This is a genomic window from Dermacoccus nishinomiyaensis, assembly GCF_900447535.1.
Taxonomy (GTDB): Bacteria; Actinomycetota; Actinomycetes; order Actinomycetales; family Dermatophilaceae; genus Dermacoccus; species Dermacoccus nishinomiyaensis.
In genome coordinates, this window is sequence record NZ_UFXX01000001.1 from 406264 (window position 1) to 423129 (window position 16866).

The window sequence follows — 16866 nt, forward strand, 5'->3', positions numbered from 1 at the left end:
ACCCCTCACCGTTGCGAACCCGTCAGTCCTGGGGCGTGGGGGTTGTCAGGGCGTGGGCGGTGTCGGGTTCGACGTAGACGCTGCGCCCGAGCTCGACGAACGTCTTCGACATCTGCTGCATGCCCTCACGGGCCTCGCTCTCGCTGACGACGCGCTGCTGGGCGCCGGCGTCACCGAAGCGGTCGCGCACGTCCTGGCTGATGCGCATCGAGCAGAACTTCGGCCCGCACATCGAGCAGAAGTGTGCTGTCTTCGCGGCCTCGGCGGGCAGCGATTCGTCGTGGAACTCGCGCGCGGTGTCGGGGTCGAGCGACAGGTTGAACTGGTCGTTCCAACGGAACTCGAAGCGCGCCTTGCTCAACGCGTCATCCCACGCCCGGGCGCCGGGGTGGCGCTTCGCGACGTCGGCGGCGTGCGCCGCGAGCTTGTACGTGATGACGCCGGTCTTGACGTCATCACGGTTCGGCAGCCCGAGGTGCTCCTTCGGCGTGACGTAGCACAGCATCGCGGTGCCACCCATCGCGATCGTCGTCGCGCCGATGGCGGAAGTGATGTGGTCGTAGCCTGGTGCGACGTCGGTGACGAGCGGGCCGAGCGTGTAGAACGGCGCGCCGTCACACCACTCCTGCTGCAGGCGCACGTTCTCCTCGACGAGGTCGAGCGGCACGTGCCCGGGGCCCTCGACCATGACCTGGACGTCGAACTGCCATGCCCGCTTCGTCAGCTCGGCGAGGGTGCGCAGCTCGGAAAGCTGCGCCTCGTCGTTGGCGTCGGCGGTACAGCCAGGGCGCAGGCCGTCACCGAGGGAGAAGGCGACGTCGTAGCGGGCGAAGATCTCGCACAGCTCGTCGAAGTGGGTGTAGAGGAAGTTCTCCTCGTGGTGCGCGAGACACCAGCCGGCCATGATCGAGCCGCCGCGGCTGACGATGCCCGTGATGCGCTCGGCCGTCATCGGCACGTAGCGCAGCAGCACGCCGGCGTGGATCGTCATGTAGTCGACGCCCTGCTCGCACTGCTCGATGACGGTGTCGCGGAAGATCTCCCACGTCAGCTTGTCGGCCTCACCGTTGACCTTCTCGAGGGCCTGGTAGATCGGCACGGTGCCGATCGGGACGGGGGAGTTGCGGAGGATCCACTCGCGCGTTGTGTGGATGTCGTCACCGGTCGACAGGTCCATGACGGTGTCGGCGCCCCACGTCGTCGCCCACGTCAGCTTGTCGACCTCCTCGGCGATCGACGACGTCACGGCCGAGTTTCCGATGTTCGCGTTGACCTTGACGAGGAAGCGACGCCCGATGATCATCGGCTCGCTCTCCGGGTGGTTGACGTTGGCGGGGATGATCGCGCGTCCGGCGGCGACCTCGTCGCGCACGAGTTCGAGGGCGCAGTTCTCGCGGGCGGCGACGAATCGCATCTCGGGGGTGATCAATCCCTTACGGGCGTAGTGCATCTGGGTGACGACGGCGCCGTCCTTCGAGCGCAGCGGTGCGCGACGTTCGCCGCGCCACTCGTGGCTCGCCTCACCGCGTCGGACGGCCGAGCGGCCGTCGTCGAGCAGGGTGCGCTCTCGGCCGGCGTACGTCTCGACGTCGTCGCGCTCGGCGATCCACTCGGCGCGCAACGGCGGCAGCCCGACCTCGGGGTCACTGCCCGGGCCGGAGGTGTCGTACAGCTCGACGGGAGCGTTGGCCGCGCCGGTGCCGGGGGAGTTGTCGAGGATGACCTCGGTGTAGGGCACGCGCAGGCCGTCCGCGTCTCGGTACTGCTTGCGGCGAGCGTCCGATCCGTCAGCGGGGGTGGTTGCGCGCCTCTGAACCGCGGCCGACGCCGGCGACGTGGCTGCTCGGTCGGTGGTGGCCGCGAGGTCGCGGGCGTTGAACGTCGTCATGATGGTGCCTCCTTCGGATCGGACGAAGGCACGGCAAGACCCCACGCAGCAGGCGTCGACGAACGTCGGCACCGAACGGAGGATGAGCGACCATGAGGTCTCCTTGGCTGCCTGCGCCGGCATGATCCGGGTCAGGTCGGGTAGCGGTCGGAGCAGTATCAGCTCCCTCTCAGCCCTGTTCTCAGGACTCCCACGAAGGACGCTTCCGACTATGGCACATCCCGGCAGACGAACGTGACGAAGGGGTCCGTCAGGTTCGTGACGAACCTGACGGACCCCTCCGGTCACGAGTCGTGCTCAGCGGCGCAACATCTCTTCCATCGTCGGCACCGCGACGAACGGATCGCGCGCCCGATTGCGCGTCTCGGCAAGCGTACGAACCGATTTCGACGATGTTCTCGGCGCTTCCCCATCCTTGGACACGCGCGCGTCAGAACCGCCGTTCACCGCCACGTCTGCTGCGCCGAGCACGCGCTGCAGTTGTTGCGTCAACTCACCGGCGGCCTCGCTCGCCCGCGCTTCCAGGCCTCGCCCGGCCCAGTCGTCGGGCGCTGCGTAGACCGCCGTCGGCATGACGAGCGCCTTCATGTACGCGAACAGCGGTCGCAAGGCGGTGTCCGTCACCAGTGAGTGTCGGGCGGAACCGCCCGTCGCGCCGACGATGACGGGCACGCCGCTCAGCACGCCGCCTGCAGTCGCGTCCCAGAACGACTTGAACAAGCCCGTGAAGCTCGCCTTGTACGTCGGCGTCACCGCGACCACGGCGTCGGCCGCGCCCAGCACCTCGTAGGCGTCCGCGAGCGCCGGGGGAGCGAACCCCGTCAACGACGCCGTCGTGATGTCGTGCGCCAGCGCCCGCAGGTCGATCCGCTCGACGACGACCTCGCCGCCCTGCTTCCGCGCACTCTCGACAACCGCGTCGCTCAGCAGCTGGGCGAGACGATGCGTCGACGATTCCTCACTCAGCCCGCCGCTGATCACGGCGAGGCGTGCCGTCCAGTTCGTCATCGTGTTCTCCTTCGTCTCGTTGCTCTGAGTTTGGGCCGAACGTGGCCGCCGGCGTCGCCCGCCGGGCCCGGTCAGCCGAGTTGTCGGCGAACCGGGCTGATGCTCAACGGTCTTCGGCGCGCGTTCCCGTCACGTTGTCGGTCTTCGGAACGCGCGGCACACCTGTCTCGACACTGCCCATCTGACCGGCGTCAGCCGAGGGCGTGTCGGTCGCCTGGGCAGCGCGCGCAGCGAGCAGGCTGGCATGCGTCGGGGCGTCAGGTACGCCGGCGGCGCGTCGGACGTCCATCTCGGCGCGCAGCTGCGGCACGACCTTCGTGCCGAGCAGCTCGATCTGGTGCATGACCTCGGCGTGCGGCAACCCGGCGTGGTCGATGAGGAACAGCTGACGCTGGTAGTCACCGACGTAGTCGCGGAAGCCGAGCGTGGCCTCGACGACCTCGTCCGGCGTGCCGACCGTCAGCGGCGTCTGACGCGTGTAGTCCTCCAACGAACCTGCCCCGCCGTAGACCGGCGCGTGATCGAAGTAGGGGCGGAACGTCTCCATCGCCTTCGCCTTCGACTCGGCCATGAACACCTGCCCACCGAGGCCGACGATCGCGTCCTGCGCCCGGCCGTGACCGTAGTGCTCGAAGCGCTCCCGGTAGAACTGCACCATCTGCGCAGCGTGCTGCGGCGGCCAGAAGATGTGGTTGTGGAAGAAACCGTCACCGTAGTAGGCGGCCTGCTCCGCGATCTCGGGGCTGCGGATCGAGCCGTGCCAGACGAACGGCGCGATGTCGTCGAGCGGGCGCGGGGTCGAGGTGAAACCCTGCAGCGGTGTGCGGAACTTGCCCTCCCACGTCACGTTCTCTTCGTTCCACAGGCGGCGCAGCAGCGCGTAGTTCTCGATGGCGAGCGGGATGCCGTCGCGGATGTCCTTGCCGAACCACGGGTAGACGGGGCCCGTGTTGCCGCGCCCCAGCATGAGGTCGACGCGGCCGCCGGCGAGGTGCTGCGCGTAGGCGTAGTCCTCGGCGATGCGCACCGGGTCCGTCGTCGTGATGAGCGTCGTCGACGTCGACAGGATGATGTTCTTCGTCACCACCGCCAGGTTCGCCATCAGCACGGCCGGGTTGGCCGGTGCGACGAACGGCGGGTTGTGGTGCTGGCCGGTGGCGAAGACGTCGAGGCCCACCTCGTCGGCGAGCTTCGCCATCTCGACGGTGTTCGCGATGCGCTCGTGCTCGCTGACGGTGCGCCCTGTCGTCGGGTTCGTCGTGACGTCACCGACGGTGAAGATGCCGAACTGCATGAGGGCCTCCCTTGGTCCATGCATTCATGTAGTTGAAACTGAAACTACTTGCGGAACGGGACGGCGCGGCCGGTTATTCCAGCTGCGCGCGCGGTGACCCTGGCCCTGCGCGGCCCAACTGCGATCCCCGTACCCATCTGCGATTTTCGTCACATTCAATGGACGTTGGTGGATGAGCGGTCGTCGTCAGCCTCGCCGCGGGGGCGGGCGCAGTGCAGGAGGCGATAGATGCCCGCAACGCGTCACTCGGACGGTGGTTGCCGCTTCGACGACCGGCCCGAACGGTCATCCTTCAGTCGCCATCGACGTCTCCGAGGTCGCCGGTGGTGCGGGGATCGAGCGCGAGACGCGCCGCGTGCTCGGGCAGCGGCGGGGGAGTGCCGCCCCATTCCGGGCAGAGCGCCTTGTGATCGCACCACGAGCACAAGCGCGACTTCCTGGGCCGCCAGTCACCCGTCCGAGCACAGCGCTCGATCGCGCGCCACAGCGCCTTGAGCTTGCGTTCGAGCGCGAGCAAGTCGGCCTCGTCGGGTTGATAACGCAAGAACTGACTGTTGCCCAGGTAGACGAGTTGCAGCATGAGCGGCATGACGCCCCGCGTGCGCCAGATGACGAGCGCGTAGAACTTCATCTGGAACAACGCCTTGTTCTCGAAGAGCTCCGAGGGCGCCCGTCCCGTCTTGTAGTCGACGACGCGGATCTGCCCGCCGGGAGCGACGTCGAGGCGGTCGATGTACCCGCGCAGCGTGAGCCCGTCGAGGTCGGCCTCGACGTAGAGCTCGCGCTCGGCGGGTTCGAGGAACTGCGGGTTCTCCATCGCGAACCACTTCTCGACGAGCTTCTCCGCATCACGCAGCCACGTCGCGAGATCGTGCGGTGTGCTGCCCGCGAGTTCGGCCAGCTCCGGTTCGTCGGTGAGCATGTCCTCCCAGGCATGGGGGACGAGCTCGAGCGCCCGCTCGAGCGTGCGGTTCGGGGCGTCGACGTCGAAGATGCGCTCGAGCACCGAATGGACGAGCGTCCCCCGCGACGCCGCCGCACTCGGCGACTCCGGCAGCTTGTCGATGACGCGGAAGCGATAGAGCAGGGGACACTGCATGAAGTCGGAGGCGCGCGACGGAGACAACGAAGCGGGCATCCGAGAAGTCTAAGGCCCACATAGTCTTGGGGCATGCCCGAGCCAACACCCGGCCTCAAGATCGCCTCGCTGCGCGGCGTCCCCGTCTACATCGGACGCACGTGGCCGATCATCGCCGTCATCATCGTCGCGATCTTCGGCCCGCAGGTCGCCTCGCTGCACCCCGAATGGGGTTTCGGCGCGTACGTCGTCGGCATCGGGTACGCGTTGTTGCTGCTGCTCAGCGTGCTCGTCCACGAGGCGGCGCACGCCCTCGTCGCACAGGCTTGCCACTACCGCGTCACGCATATCGTCGCCGACCTCATGGGCGGCCACACGAGCTACGACACCCCCGACGCGACGCCCGGACGCAGCGCGCTCGTCGCCGCCGTCGGGCCGCTGTCGAACGCGGTGCTCGCGGTGATCGGCTTCCTCGGCCACCGCGCGAGTGACGGCGACGGCGCCGTGCCGCTGCTGCTCGGGGCGTTCGCGTGGAGCAACGCGTTCGTCGCGGCGTTCAACGCGTTGCCCGGTCTGCCGCTCGATGGTGGGTTCCTCGTCGACGCGCTCGTGTGGAAGCTGACGGGCAACCGCGCCACGGGCATGAAGGCCGCCGGCTGGTGCGGACGCATCGTCGCCATCGGCGTGGCCGCGTGGGCCGTGCTCGGGTTCGTACGCGCGCCCGGCTCGCTGTGGAGCCTCGTGTGGCTGCTGTTCATCGCCTCGTTCCTCTGGCGCGGCGCGAGCGTCGCCGTCAACGTCGGCATCAACCGCGAGTTCCTCGGCGGCATCCGAGTCGCCGACGTCATCCGCCCCGCCGTCGCCGTCCCCGCGAGCACGCCCGTCGCGGCACTGCCGGAGACGGGCGACACGATCGTCCTCATCGACGCAGACGGCGCCGCCAGCGCCCTCGTCGCGCCCGGTGCGCACGTGCGGGTGCCCGTGGATCAGCGCCCGCACGTGCCCGCGAGCGCCCTCGGCGAGGCCCTGCTGCCGCATGCGGGCGCCGTCATCTCCTCACCGCAGGACGACGTGATGGCGATCCTGCCCGCGTTCGAGGGCGATCCGACGCCGGGTGTCGTCACCGTCAGCATGCCGGTGGAAGGGCAGCCCGCAGCTGCCGACGACCCGGTCGCGCTGCGACTGGTCGGCATCGCGACGCTCGCCGACCTCGAGCGTGCGATGCAGCGTCACGCGCACGAGAGCGGCACCATGCCGCGGGGCGCCTAGACTTGCTCCCCATGAGCGAGAGCGATCAGACCCCCGCCCCGTCGACCGGCGCCGAGTATCGCCGCGGCCCCTTCCGGGAGGGCGAGCGCATCCAGCTCACCGACCCCAAGGGGCGCATGCACACGATCACGCTGACGCCCGGCAAGCAGTTCCACACCCACCGCGGTCACATCAAGCACGACGACCTCATCGGTTCGCCCGATGCGGTGACGGTGACGAACACGGCGGGCGTCGAGTACCTCGCGGTGCGTCCGCTGCTGAGCGACTACGTCATGTCGATGCCGCGCGGCGCGGCCGTCGTCTATCCGAAGGACGCCGGGCAGATCGTCACGATGGCCGACATCTTCCCCGGCGCACGCGTCGTCGAAGCGGGCGTCGGTTCGGGTGCGTTGTCGATGTCGCTGCTGCGCGCCGTCGGTGAGGATGGGCGCCTGTACTCGTTCGAGCGTCGCGAGGACTTCGCCGCCATCGCCGCGGGCAACGCGCGCGAGTTCTTCGGCGTCGACCACCCGGCGTGGAGCATCACCGTCGGCGACCTGGTCGAGGCGCTGCCGCAGACCGTCGAGTCGGGCACGATCGACCGCGTCGTGCTCGACATGCTCGCGCCCTGGGAGTGCCTCGACGTCGTTCACGAGGCGCTCGCGCCCGGCGGCGTGCTCATCTGTTACGTCGCGACGGCGACGCAGTTGTCGCGCGTCGCCGAGGCCGCGCGCGATCACGGCGGCTTCACCGAGCCGAACGCGTGGGAGAGCCTCGTGCGCGGCTGGCACCTCGAAGGCCTCGCGGTGCGCCCCGAGCACCGCATGCACGCCCACACCGGCTTCCTCATCTCCACGCGCCGCCTCGCCGACGGCGTCGCCGCGCCGCTCGTCAAGCGCCGCCCTGCCAAGGGTGCCTACGGTGACGACGGCGCTCCCGCCAGCGCCCCGGAGCCCACGCCCGACGACGCGTGGACACCCGAAGCCGTCGGCGAACGCCCCGTCTCCGACAAGAAGATGCGCAAGCTCGTGCGCTCGTTCGAGAACACCCCGACGGCACAGGCGCTCGCGGGCGATGACACCGCACGCGCCCCTGAGTCGGCCGGGCCGGCGGGCTCTGACGCCGCTTCGGTGGCGCAGGCGAGCGCCGGCTCGGCCGCCGACGCGGAGACGTCCGTCGCTGCTGAACCGGACGCTGCCGCAGAGAACGCCGAGGCGCCCGTCGCAACCGATCAGGACTGACGCGAGGGTCGTCTCAGACGTCGTCATCGAGGCACGAGCCAGCCATCAGAGCCTCGTCGAACGAGCACGATCCACTTGGGTCGTGCTCGTTCGTCGTCGCGGGTGTGCGCAGGTCGATAGGGTGGAACGAGTGGCTGCTCGGGCCGCGCTTCGGTGCGCACGAGGAGCCAGACGGCTCTGACGAGCACCCCGAAGGCGAAGGAAACGGTGATGAGCGGCCCGAAGTTCGACCCGACGGACCGGACGTCGTCCTCGAACGACACGTCATCAGGCGCGACGTCGCCCGCCGACGTCCTGCGGCTGCGTTCGCAGTTGACGACGGTGTCGTCGCAGAACGAGCGTCTCGTGCGCACGCTCAAGGATGCGCGCGACCAGATCGCGTCGATGAAGGGTGAGATCGAACGTCTCGCGCAGCCGCCGAACAACTACGCCACCGTCATCGCGGCGCATGACGACGGCAGCGCCGACATCTTCTACATGGGCCGAAAGATGCTCGTGTCGTTCTCGCCCGCGATCACGATCGAGGAGCTCGTGCCCGGCCAGGAGGTCATGGTCAACGAGGCCATGAACATCGTCAGGGTCGTCGGGTTCGAGCGCGCCGGCGAGACCGTCACGCTCAAGGAGACGCTCGAGGACGGCCGCCTGCTCGTCGCGACGGGCAACGACGAGGAACGTGTCGTCCGTACCGCCGGGCCGCTCGCGGACGTGACGGTGCGTCCCGGCGACACGCTGCTCATGGAGGCCAAGAGCGGTTTCGTGCTCGAACGGCTGACGCGCGCGGAGGTCTCCGACCTCGGGCTCGAGGAGGTGCCCGACATCGACTACTCCGACATCGGGGGCCTCGCCGGGCAGATCGAGACGATCCGCGACTCCGTCGAGTTGCCGTTCCTGCACGCCGATCTGTACGCCGAGCACCACCTGCGTCCACCGAAGGGCGTGCTGCTCTATGGCCCGCCTGGGTGCGGAAAGACGTTGGTGGCCAAGGCGGTTGCCGCGTCGCTCGCGAAGCAGGTCGCGGCGAAGCAGGGCAACTCGGACGCGACGAGCTACTTCCTCAACATCAAGGGCCCGGAGCTGCTCAACAAGTACGTCGGCGAGACGGAGCGTCACATCCGCGTGCTGTTCCAGCGCGCGCGTGAGGTCGCGAGTTCGGGCACGCCCGTCGTCGTGTTCTTCGACGAGATGGAGTCACTGTTCCGCATCCGTGGCGCCGGCGTCAGCTCGGACGTCGAGACGACGATCGTGCCGCAGCTGCTCGCCGAGATCGACGGCGTCGAGAGCCTCGAGAACGTCATCGTCATCGGCGCGAGCAACCGCGAGGACATGATCGACCCGGCCGTCCTGCGCCCGGGGCGCCTCGACGTCAAGATCCGCATCGAACGCCCCGACGAGGTCGCCGGGCGCGACATCTTCGGCAAGTATCTGACGCCGGCCCTGCCGTTCCACGCCGACGAGATCGCCGCGCACGACGGCGATCCGTCGAAGGTTGCGGCGTCGCTCATCGACATCGCTGCGGGGGAGTTGTATGCCCGCGACGACGCGCACGCCTACCTCGAGGCGACGTACGCGGACGGTTCGCGCGAGGTGCTGTACTTCGCCGACTTCGCGAGCGGCGCGATGATCCAGAACATCGTCGACCGCGCGAAGAAGGCCGCGATCAAGGCCCTTATCACTTCCGAGGAGCGCGGTATTCGCGCGGAGCACGTGCGTCAGGCGTGCCGTGACGAGTTCCGCGAGAACGAGGATCTGCCCGGCACGAGTAACCCCGACGACTGGGCCCGCGTGTCCGGCCGCCGCGGTGAGCGCATCGTCAACATCCGCACGCTCGCGGACAAGAACTGACTGACGCGTCGCCACGGGTCAGTCCCGCAGCACCTCGACGAGCCGCGCGACGCCGCGTTCCAGTTCGGCTTCGTCCGGCGTCCGGCGCCATGCGGGCGAGGACGCGAGGTGCCGTATCGCTGCGGCGATTCCCGAACGGGGAGCCGGATCAGGCGCGACGACGTTCCAGCACGCGCGCGACGAGACGCCAGCCGAGCATGCACGCGCCGTTGAACGCCAGCGCGACGATGACGAACGCGACGGCCGTGCCGTGCCCGGAGACCTGACGCAGGATCATTCCGACGATGACCGTCGTCAGCCACACGATCACTCCCGACGTCAGCGAGCGCCCCGGCAATCGCTTCATGACGACAAGGACGATCCACCCGACGATCGCTCCCACGACGAACGGCCACGCCGTCGTCACGATGCCGGTGAGGGCGTCGGCCTCGCCGTGGTTGCGCCGTCCGACGGCGGCGAAGACGAGGACGACGAGCAGGTCGAGAAGCGGCGCGAGAGCAAGCATGACCCCACCGTATCCGCCGATCTTGCCCGGGTTTCGCAGCGCAGACGCCGCGGAACCCGGACAACATCGACTATATTTATTGTCAATTCAATAGTCGTCGCCCGAGGAGCTTCGTGCCCAGCCGTCACTCACCCGCCCACGCCGAGCCCTCGGCCCGCTCCGGTGCGGGCTCGTCGCGTCAGAGCCTGATCGCCGCCGTCTTGTGCATCGCCGGCACCGTCGTCGCGCTGCAGCAGACGCTCGTCATCCCGCTCATCCCCGAGTGGCCGACGCTGCTGCACACGAGCGCCGACAACACCTCATGGCTCGTCACCGCGACGCTGCTCGCGGGTGCCGTCGCGACGCCCATCCTGGCGCGCCTGGCGGACATGGTCGGCAAGAAGAAGATCATGCTCGTGTCGCTGGCTTTCGTCATCGTCGGCTCGGTCATCGGTGGTATCGGCTCGGGGCTCGGCGCGCTCGTCGTCGCGCGCACGTTCCAGGGCGTGGGCGCGTCGATGATCCCGATCGGCATCAGCATCCTGCGCGACGAGCTGCCACGCGAGAAGGTGGGCGGCGCCGTCGCGACGATGAGCGCGACCCTCGGCATCGGCTCCGCGATCGGGTTGCCGCTCGCCGGTTTCCTCGTCGAGCACTTCTCCTGGCACATGGTGTTCTGGGTGTCGGTCGTCTCCGCGAGCCTCATGTTCGCGGCCGTCGCGCTCGTCGTGCCCGAATCGAAGGTCACCTCGCGCGGACGCTTCGACCTCGTCGGCGCCGTGCTGCTGTCGGCGGCGCTGCTGTGCCTGCTCGTGCCCATCACCAAGGGCGGGCAGTGGGGTTGGGGGAGCGAGCGCGTCCTGCTCCTGTTCGCCGCGAGCATCGCGCTGTTCGCCGTCTGGGCGCCGTACGAACTGCGTCACAACTCGCCGATGGTCGATCTGCGCACCTCGGCGCGACGCCCCGTGCTGCTGACGAACGCCGCGAGCCTGCTCGTCGGCTTCGCCATGTACGCCAACATGATGACGACGACCCAGCAGCTGCAGATGCCCGAGATCACCGGGTACGGCTTCGGCATGTCCGTCATCGCCGCGGGCGTCGCGATGCTGCCCGGTGGCCTCGCGATGGTCGTGCTGTCGCCCGCGAGCGCCGCCGTCACGAAGCGCTTCGGCGCCCGCACGACACTGCTCGCCGGCGCGCTCGGCCTTGCCGCGTCGTACACGCTGCGCGTCTTCCTCACCGGCGCGGTGTGGCAGGTCGTGCTCGGCGCCACGCTGTGCAGCGCCGCGACAGCGTTCGCGTACGCCGCGATGCCGACACTCATCATGCGGTCGGTGCCGCTGACAGAGACCGCGTCCGCGAACGGCCTCAACACGCTGCTGCGCTCGATCGGCACGTCGACGTCGTCCGCCGCCGTCGCGGCGATCCTGACGAACATGGCGATGCACGTCGACGGGCACGACCTGCCGAAGCTCGCCGCGTTCAAGGCCGTCTTCGTCATGGCCGCCATCGCGGCGCTCGCCTCCGCCATCGTCGCTGCGTTCGTGCCGACGGCGCAGCCCGCGTCCGCAAGCGCGCCGAGCGCCACCCCCGCGACGCGCCCCGCCCCGGCGAGCGCCGACAAGGACGCCGTGCGTGGTGGCGACAGCCGCGAGATCGTCGCGACCGGAACGCTCGTCGGCCTCGACGGCCACCCCGTACGCCGCGGCGTCGTGACGGCGCTCGCCAGCGACGGCGCGCACCTCGACTGGGGGCGCGTCGACGACGACGGGTGCTACCGCCTCGCCCTGCCCGGCGCGGGACGCTACGTACTCGTCGCCTCCGCCGAGGGCTGGGCCACACGCTCGCGGATCGTCGAGGTCACGGGCCCCGGTCTGCCGCAGTTGAGCCTCGTCGACCCGCTGCAGCTCACGGGCGCCGTGCGGCGCAGCGACGGTTCACCGGCCGCGCAGGTGCCGGTGACGCTCATCAAGCACTCGGGCGAGTACCACGCGGACACGCTCACCGACGGCGAGGGCCGCTACGTCATGCCGCTGCCGCCGGGCGGGCGCTACGTCGTCGCCGCTCTCGATGCCGAGCACGACGCGACAGCCGCGGCGAGCGTCACCGTGCTCACCGAACCGGTGAGCGCCGACATCACCCTCTGACCCGCCGATTTCGCCCGCGATTTCGGGCGCGGGCACTCGGAATCCCGGGCAACATCACTAGGGTGGCGCCATGACGGTTCAGCGCATCATGGGCATCGAGACCGAGTACGGCGTGCTGCGCCCCGGCGATCAACGGACGACGCCGATGGTGCTGTCGGGCCTCGTCGTGCGCGCCTACGCGAACGACGTTGGCCTCAACGCGGCGCAGAGTCGGTGGGACTACAGCGACGAGTCGCCGTTGCGCGATCAGCGCGGCTACGACATCGCTCGCGAGGTCGCGCACGAGAGCCAGCTGACCGACGACATCGACCCGAGCTTCGCCAACGTCGTGCTCAAGAACGGTGCGCGCCTGTACGTCGACCACGCCCACCCCGAGTACAGCTCGCCGGAGGTGACGACGCCCCGCGACGCCGTCGCGTACGACCGCGCGGGCGAGGTCATCATGCGGCGCACGGCGGCGTTGCTCGCCGACGACGAGGACGGCCCGACGCAGCTGTACAAGAACAACACCGACGGTCAGGGCGCCTCGTACGGCACGCACGAGAACTACCTGCTGCGCCGCGACGTGCCGTGGGCGCGCGTCGTCGCGGGCATGACGCCGTTCTTCGTCGCGCGTCAGGTCGTCACCGGCAGCGGCCGCGTCGGCATCGGCACCGAGAGCGAGCGGGCCGGTTTCCAGCTCACTCAGCGCGCCGACTTCTTCGAGGCCGAGGTCGGTCTCGAGACGACGTTGAAGCGTCCCATCATCAACACGCGCGACGAGCCGCACGCCGACCACCGCAAGTATCGCCGCCTGCACGTCATCGTCGGCGACGCCAACCACGCCGACGTCGCGAACCTGCTCAAGATGGGCATGACGAGCCTCGTGCTCGGCGCTCTCGAGGACGAGGCCCTGCCGCGGATCGTCCTCGCGCGACCGGTCACGTCGATGCGCGCCGTCAGTCACGACCTGACGCTCGCCGAGCCGCTGGACCTCGTCGACGGCCGCGCGATGAGCGCGCTCGACATCCTCGAGGCGTACCGCGATGCCACGCACACGTGGTGGCAGCGGCGCGGCGACGACCCGGTCGAGGAGCAGACGCGCGAGGTCTTCGAGCACTGGGGGCGCGTCCTCGACGGGCTGCGTCGCGACCCCATGAGCCTCGCGGCCGACCTCGACTGGGTGGCGAAGAAGAGCGTCATGGAGGCGTTCATGACACGCCATGATGTCGGGTGGGACGACCCGCGTCTGCGCGCGCTCGACATCCAGTGGTCCGACGTGCGCGCCGACAAGGGCCTGTTCCACACGTTCGAACGCGCCGGTCGCTTCACCCGCGTCGTCAGTGACGAGGACGTCGCGCGCGCCGTCGTCGAGCCCCCGCGCGACACGCGAGCATGGCTGCGCGGCAAGAGCATCGAGGCGTTCGGCAGCGACGTCGCCTCCGCGTCGTGGGACGGGATGGTCTACCGCACCACGCTGCCGTCGAGCTACACGCGCATCCGCCTGCCCGAGCCACTCGCCGGCAGCGCCGAGCAGACCCGCGGTTGGTTCGACGCCGACGTCGCGCACCTCATCGCTCAGGTCGGGCCCGACCTCGTCGTGGAGTGAGCGAATCGGGGCGGGCTGCGCGACGACGTGGCACAGCTGCTCGAAAATTGTGCACTTGCACGGGGTTTGTGCCGCTCATTCCTCCTGCAGATGCGCATTACTCGTGCAACGAGCGCTCCGGCGTTCGGGCGGCGATAGGGTGGCGAACAGCAACCAGCGACGTCATTTCGAGGAGCAACGATGAGCGGTCAGCAGTTCAAGAACGCCAGCGGCAAGGGCGACGACGAGTTCGAGGCAGGCGCAGACGCCGGCCAGGTGCAGGCGGCGTCGTCGACGAGCGACATCGACTCGATGCTCGACGAGATCGACGGCGTGCTCGAGACCAACGCGAGCGAGTTCGTCTCCGGGTTCGTGCAGAAGGGCGGCGAGTGACGCCACGGGCTACGCGCCCGACGCAGGGTTGATGCGATAACGCGATAACGCGACACCACCGCGAGCGGCCCAGACACCGCGTCCAGTCACGACCTCAGCAGTCAGTCAGACGATCAGGAGCAGCCATGGAACGCCGCATCTACGGCATCGAGACGGAGTTCGGCGTCACCGCGACGACGAACGGCCAGCGTCGCCTGACGCCCGACGAGGTGAGCCGCGCGTTGTTCCGCAAGGTCGTCGCGTGGGGGCGTTCGAGCAACGTCTTCCTCGACAACGGTTCGCGCCTCTACCTCGACGTCGGCGCGCACCCCGAGTACGCGACGGCCGAGTGCGACTCGCTGCTTGATCTCGTCGCCCAGGATCGCGCCGGCGAGCGCATCCTCGACGACATGACGAGCGACGCCCAGGCGCGCCTGGCGGAGGACGGCGTCGACGGCACGATCTACGTCTTCAAGAACAACACCGACTCGGCGGGCAACTCCTACGGCTGCCACGAGAACTTCCTGCTCGATCGCGGCGCCGACATGAACCGCATCGCGGAGATCTTCGTCGCGTTCCTCGTCTCCCGCCAGCTCGTCGCGGGCGCCGGCAAGCTGCTCGTGCGCGACGGGCGCACCGTGTTCAACCTGACGCAGCGCGCCGAGCACATCTGGGACGGCTACTCGAGCGCGACGACGCGCTCACGCCCCATCATCAACAGCCGCGACGAACCGCACGCCGACTCGGCGCGCTACCGTCGCCTGCACGTCATCGTCGGCGACTCGACGATGAGCGAGGCGACGACGCTGCTCAAGGTCGGCTCCGCCCACCTCGTGCTGCGCATGATCGAGGCGGGGGAGAGCTTCCCGCGCCTGCACCTCGCCAACCAGATCCAGGCGATCCGCGACGTCTCCGCCGACCCCACCGGCCAGTGCGTCATCGAGCTGCAGGGCGGCACGAGCATGACGGCCCTCGCGATGCAGCACATGTTCCTCGAGCGCGCGACGGCGTTCGTCGAGCGCGAGGGCGACCCCGACCCGGCGATCGCGGACGTCCTCGACCTGTGGGGGCGCACCCTCGAGGCGGTCGAATCGCAGAACTTCACCGGCATCGAGACCGAGATCGAATGGGTCATCAAGCGCAAGCTGCTCACCGACTACGCGGCGCGTCAGGGCCTCGAGTTGGACGACCCGAAGCTCGCCCAACTCGACCTCACGTTCCACGACATCCGCGCCGGACGCGGCGTGTTCGGCCTGCTCGAGAAGGCTGGACGCGTGCGACGCATCGTCGACGACGCCCGCGTCACCGAGGCCATGACGACGCCGCCACAAACAACACGCGCGAAGCTGCGCGGCGATTTCGTCAGGGCCGCGCGTGAGGCGGGGCGTGACTTCACCGTCGACTGGGTGCACCTCAAGCTCAACGACCAAGCCGGCCGCACGCTCATGTGCAAGGATCCGTTCCTCGCCACCGATGCCCGCGTCGATCGTCTCGTCGAGAGCCTGACGACGCCCGTCTGAGACGCCTGCGGGCTCGGACGCACAGGCCCTTGCCAGGCAAAGCACACCCCACGCGGGTTATCGTGGCGGACGACCTGTCACCCATCGCGCGAGGATCCTCTGCTGTGACTTCCCCCAAGCGTCTGCTTGCCCTGGCCGCTCTGCCCATCGTCTTCCTGGCCGGATGCGGCAACGACGACTCGAAGGCCTCCAAGAGCTCGAGCGGCTCCTCCGGCGCCAGCGCGTCGTCGAACGCATCGTCACCGTCGTCGTCGAGCGGGCTGTCCGCACCCGCGACGAAGGGCAACCTCGACGACGTCAAGGTCGACACGAAGGACGCTGCGAAGCCCACCGTCTCGATCCCGAAGGACAAGCTGCCGTTCGGCACGAGCAGCACGAAGCCGAAGATCCTGACGCAGGGTTCCGGCAAGACGGTCGGCGACAACGACATCGTCAAGGCCAACTTCGTCATGGTGAACGGCACGACCGGCAAGACGATCGGTTCGACGTTCGGTGAGACCGTGCCCAGCTTCAACATGAGCGACAACAACAACCTGCCGGGCATCATCAGCACCCTGAAGGGCCAGAAGGCCGGGACGAAACTCGTCGTCTCCCTGCCGCCGAAGGACAGCTTCGGTGCCGCGGGCAACGAGAAGATCGGTGTCGGCGCGAACGACAACCTCGTGCTCTACATGGAGATCAAGGCCACCGACACGCCGCTCAAGGAGGCCCAGGGCACGACCAAGGACGCGCCCGCCGACATGCCGAAGGTCAGCGTCCCCGCCGGCCAGGGCAAGCAGGCGAGCATCACCGTCGCCAAGGGCGCGAAGGCCCCGACGAGCCTCAAGACGGCCACCCTCATCGAGGGCAACGGCAAGAAGGTCGCCTCCGGCGACTCGGTCGCCGTCAGCTACACCGGCCAGATCTGGGGCACGTCGACGATCTTCGACGCCACCGCGAAGCACAACGACGGTGGCAAGCCGTCGGTGTTCGTCATCGGCAAGGGCCAGGTCATCACCGGCTGGGACAAGGCGCTCGTCGGCCAGAAGGTCGGCAGCCGCGTGCTCGTCGTGGTGCCGCCGTCCGAGGGCTATGGCAAGGACGGCAACCAGCAGGCGGGCATCAAGGGCACCGACACCCTCGTGTTCGTCGTCGACATCCTCGCCGCCAACTGACACGCTGAGCCTGTCAGCGACAC

13 protein-coding genes are annotated in these 16866 nt (G+C 69.0%); 8 read left to right on the top strand and 5 right to left on the bottom strand.

Annotated features, from left to right (window positions below; translation table 11 throughout):
- Window positions 1-22: 22 nt before the first annotated feature.
- The 4 genes from thiC to DYE07_RS02045 all read right to left on the bottom strand — a co-directional run bounded on the left by thiC (window position 23) and on the right by DYE07_RS02045 (window position 5328).
- Window positions 23-1888, bottom strand: a complete 1866-nt coding sequence (thiC, locus tag DYE07_RS02030) for a phosphomethylpyrimidine synthase ThiC (RefSeq protein ID WP_115297057.1) — start codon at window positions 1886-1888, stop codon at window positions 23-25.
- Between the two features lie 297 nt (window positions 1889-2185).
- Window positions 2186-2896 (bottom strand): CE1759 family FMN reductase, encoded by a 711-nt coding sequence (locus tag DYE07_RS02035; protein ID WP_115296232.1) that lies wholly within the window; start codon window positions 2894-2896, stop codon window positions 2186-2188.
- 103 nt (window positions 2897-2999) lie between these two features.
- Window positions 3000-4190: a CE1758 family FMN-dependent luciferase-like monooxygenase gene (locus tag DYE07_RS02040; protein WP_115296233.1), complete on the bottom strand. Its 1191-nt coding sequence runs from the start codon at window positions 4188-4190 to the stop codon at window positions 3000-3002.
- Window positions 4191-4482: 292 nt separating this feature from the next.
- Window positions 4483-5328 carry a RecB family exonuclease gene (locus tag DYE07_RS02045; RefSeq protein WP_074045326.1) on the bottom strand — a complete coding sequence of 282 codons (846 nt, stop codon included), beginning with the start codon at window positions 5326-5328 and terminating at the stop codon, window positions 4483-4485.
- A gap of 33 nt (window positions 5329-5361) precedes the next feature.
- Between DYE07_RS02045 and DYE07_RS02050 the strand changes: the two genes are divergently transcribed.
- From DYE07_RS02050 to arc, 3 genes are all read left to right on the top strand, one after another.
- Window positions 5362-6537 (top strand): site-2 protease family protein, encoded by a 1176-nt coding sequence (locus DYE07_RS02050; protein ID WP_074045327.1) that lies wholly within the window; start codon window positions 5362-5364, stop codon window positions 6535-6537.
- A gap of 11 nt (window positions 6538-6548) precedes the next feature.
- Entirely contained in the window at window positions 6549-7757 is a 1209-nt protein-coding gene (locus DYE07_RS02055) for a tRNA (adenine-N1)-methyltransferase (RefSeq protein ID WP_074045482.1), read from the top strand.
- Window positions 7758-7967: 210 nt separating this feature from the next.
- On the top strand, window positions 7968-9599 hold the full coding sequence (gene arc / locus DYE07_RS02060) for a proteasome ATPase (protein WP_006947264.1): 1632 nt from the start codon (window positions 7968-7970) through the stop codon (window positions 9597-9599).
- A 148-nt stretch (window positions 9600-9747) separates the two neighbouring features.
- On the opposite strand, the gene DYE07_RS02065 is transcribed toward arc, so the two are convergent.
- Window positions 9748-10104 (bottom strand): DUF3054 domain-containing protein, encoded by a 357-nt coding sequence (locus DYE07_RS02065; RefSeq protein WP_006947215.1) that lies wholly within the window; start codon window positions 10102-10104, stop codon window positions 9748-9750.
- Window positions 10105-10217: 113 nt separating this feature from the next.
- Here DYE07_RS02065 and DYE07_RS02070 point away from each other — a divergent pair, with 113 nt between their 5' ends.
- From DYE07_RS02070 to DYE07_RS02090, 5 genes are all read left to right on the top strand, one after another.
- Window positions 10218-12230: an MFS transporter gene (locus tag DYE07_RS02070; protein ID WP_115296234.1), complete on the top strand. Its 2013-nt coding sequence runs from the start codon at window positions 10218-10220 to the stop codon at window positions 12228-12230.
- 70 nt (window positions 12231-12300) lie between these two features.
- Window positions 12301-13818, top strand: a complete 1518-nt coding sequence (gene dop / locus DYE07_RS02075; RefSeq protein WP_115296235.1) for a depupylase/deamidase Dop — start codon at window positions 12301-12303, stop codon at window positions 13816-13818.
- A 180-nt stretch (window positions 13819-13998) separates the two neighbouring features.
- Window positions 13999-14190, top strand: coding sequence for a ubiquitin-like protein Pup (locus tag DYE07_RS02080; RefSeq protein ID WP_006947260.1), 192 nt, complete (start codon window positions 13999-14001; stop codon window positions 14188-14190).
- Window positions 14191-14315: 125 nt separating this feature from the next.
- Window positions 14316-15689 carry a Pup--protein ligase gene (gene pafA / locus DYE07_RS02085; protein WP_006947220.1) on the top strand — a complete coding sequence of 458 codons (1374 nt, stop codon included), beginning with the start codon at window positions 14316-14318 and terminating at the stop codon, window positions 15687-15689.
- Window positions 15690-15793: 104 nt separating this feature from the next.
- Window positions 15794-16843 carry an FKBP-type peptidyl-prolyl cis-trans isomerase gene (locus tag DYE07_RS02090; RefSeq protein ID WP_074039273.1) on the top strand — a complete coding sequence of 350 codons (1050 nt, stop codon included), beginning with the start codon at window positions 15794-15796 and terminating at the stop codon, window positions 16841-16843.
- The last annotated feature ends 23 nt before the right edge of the window (window positions 16844-16866 follow it).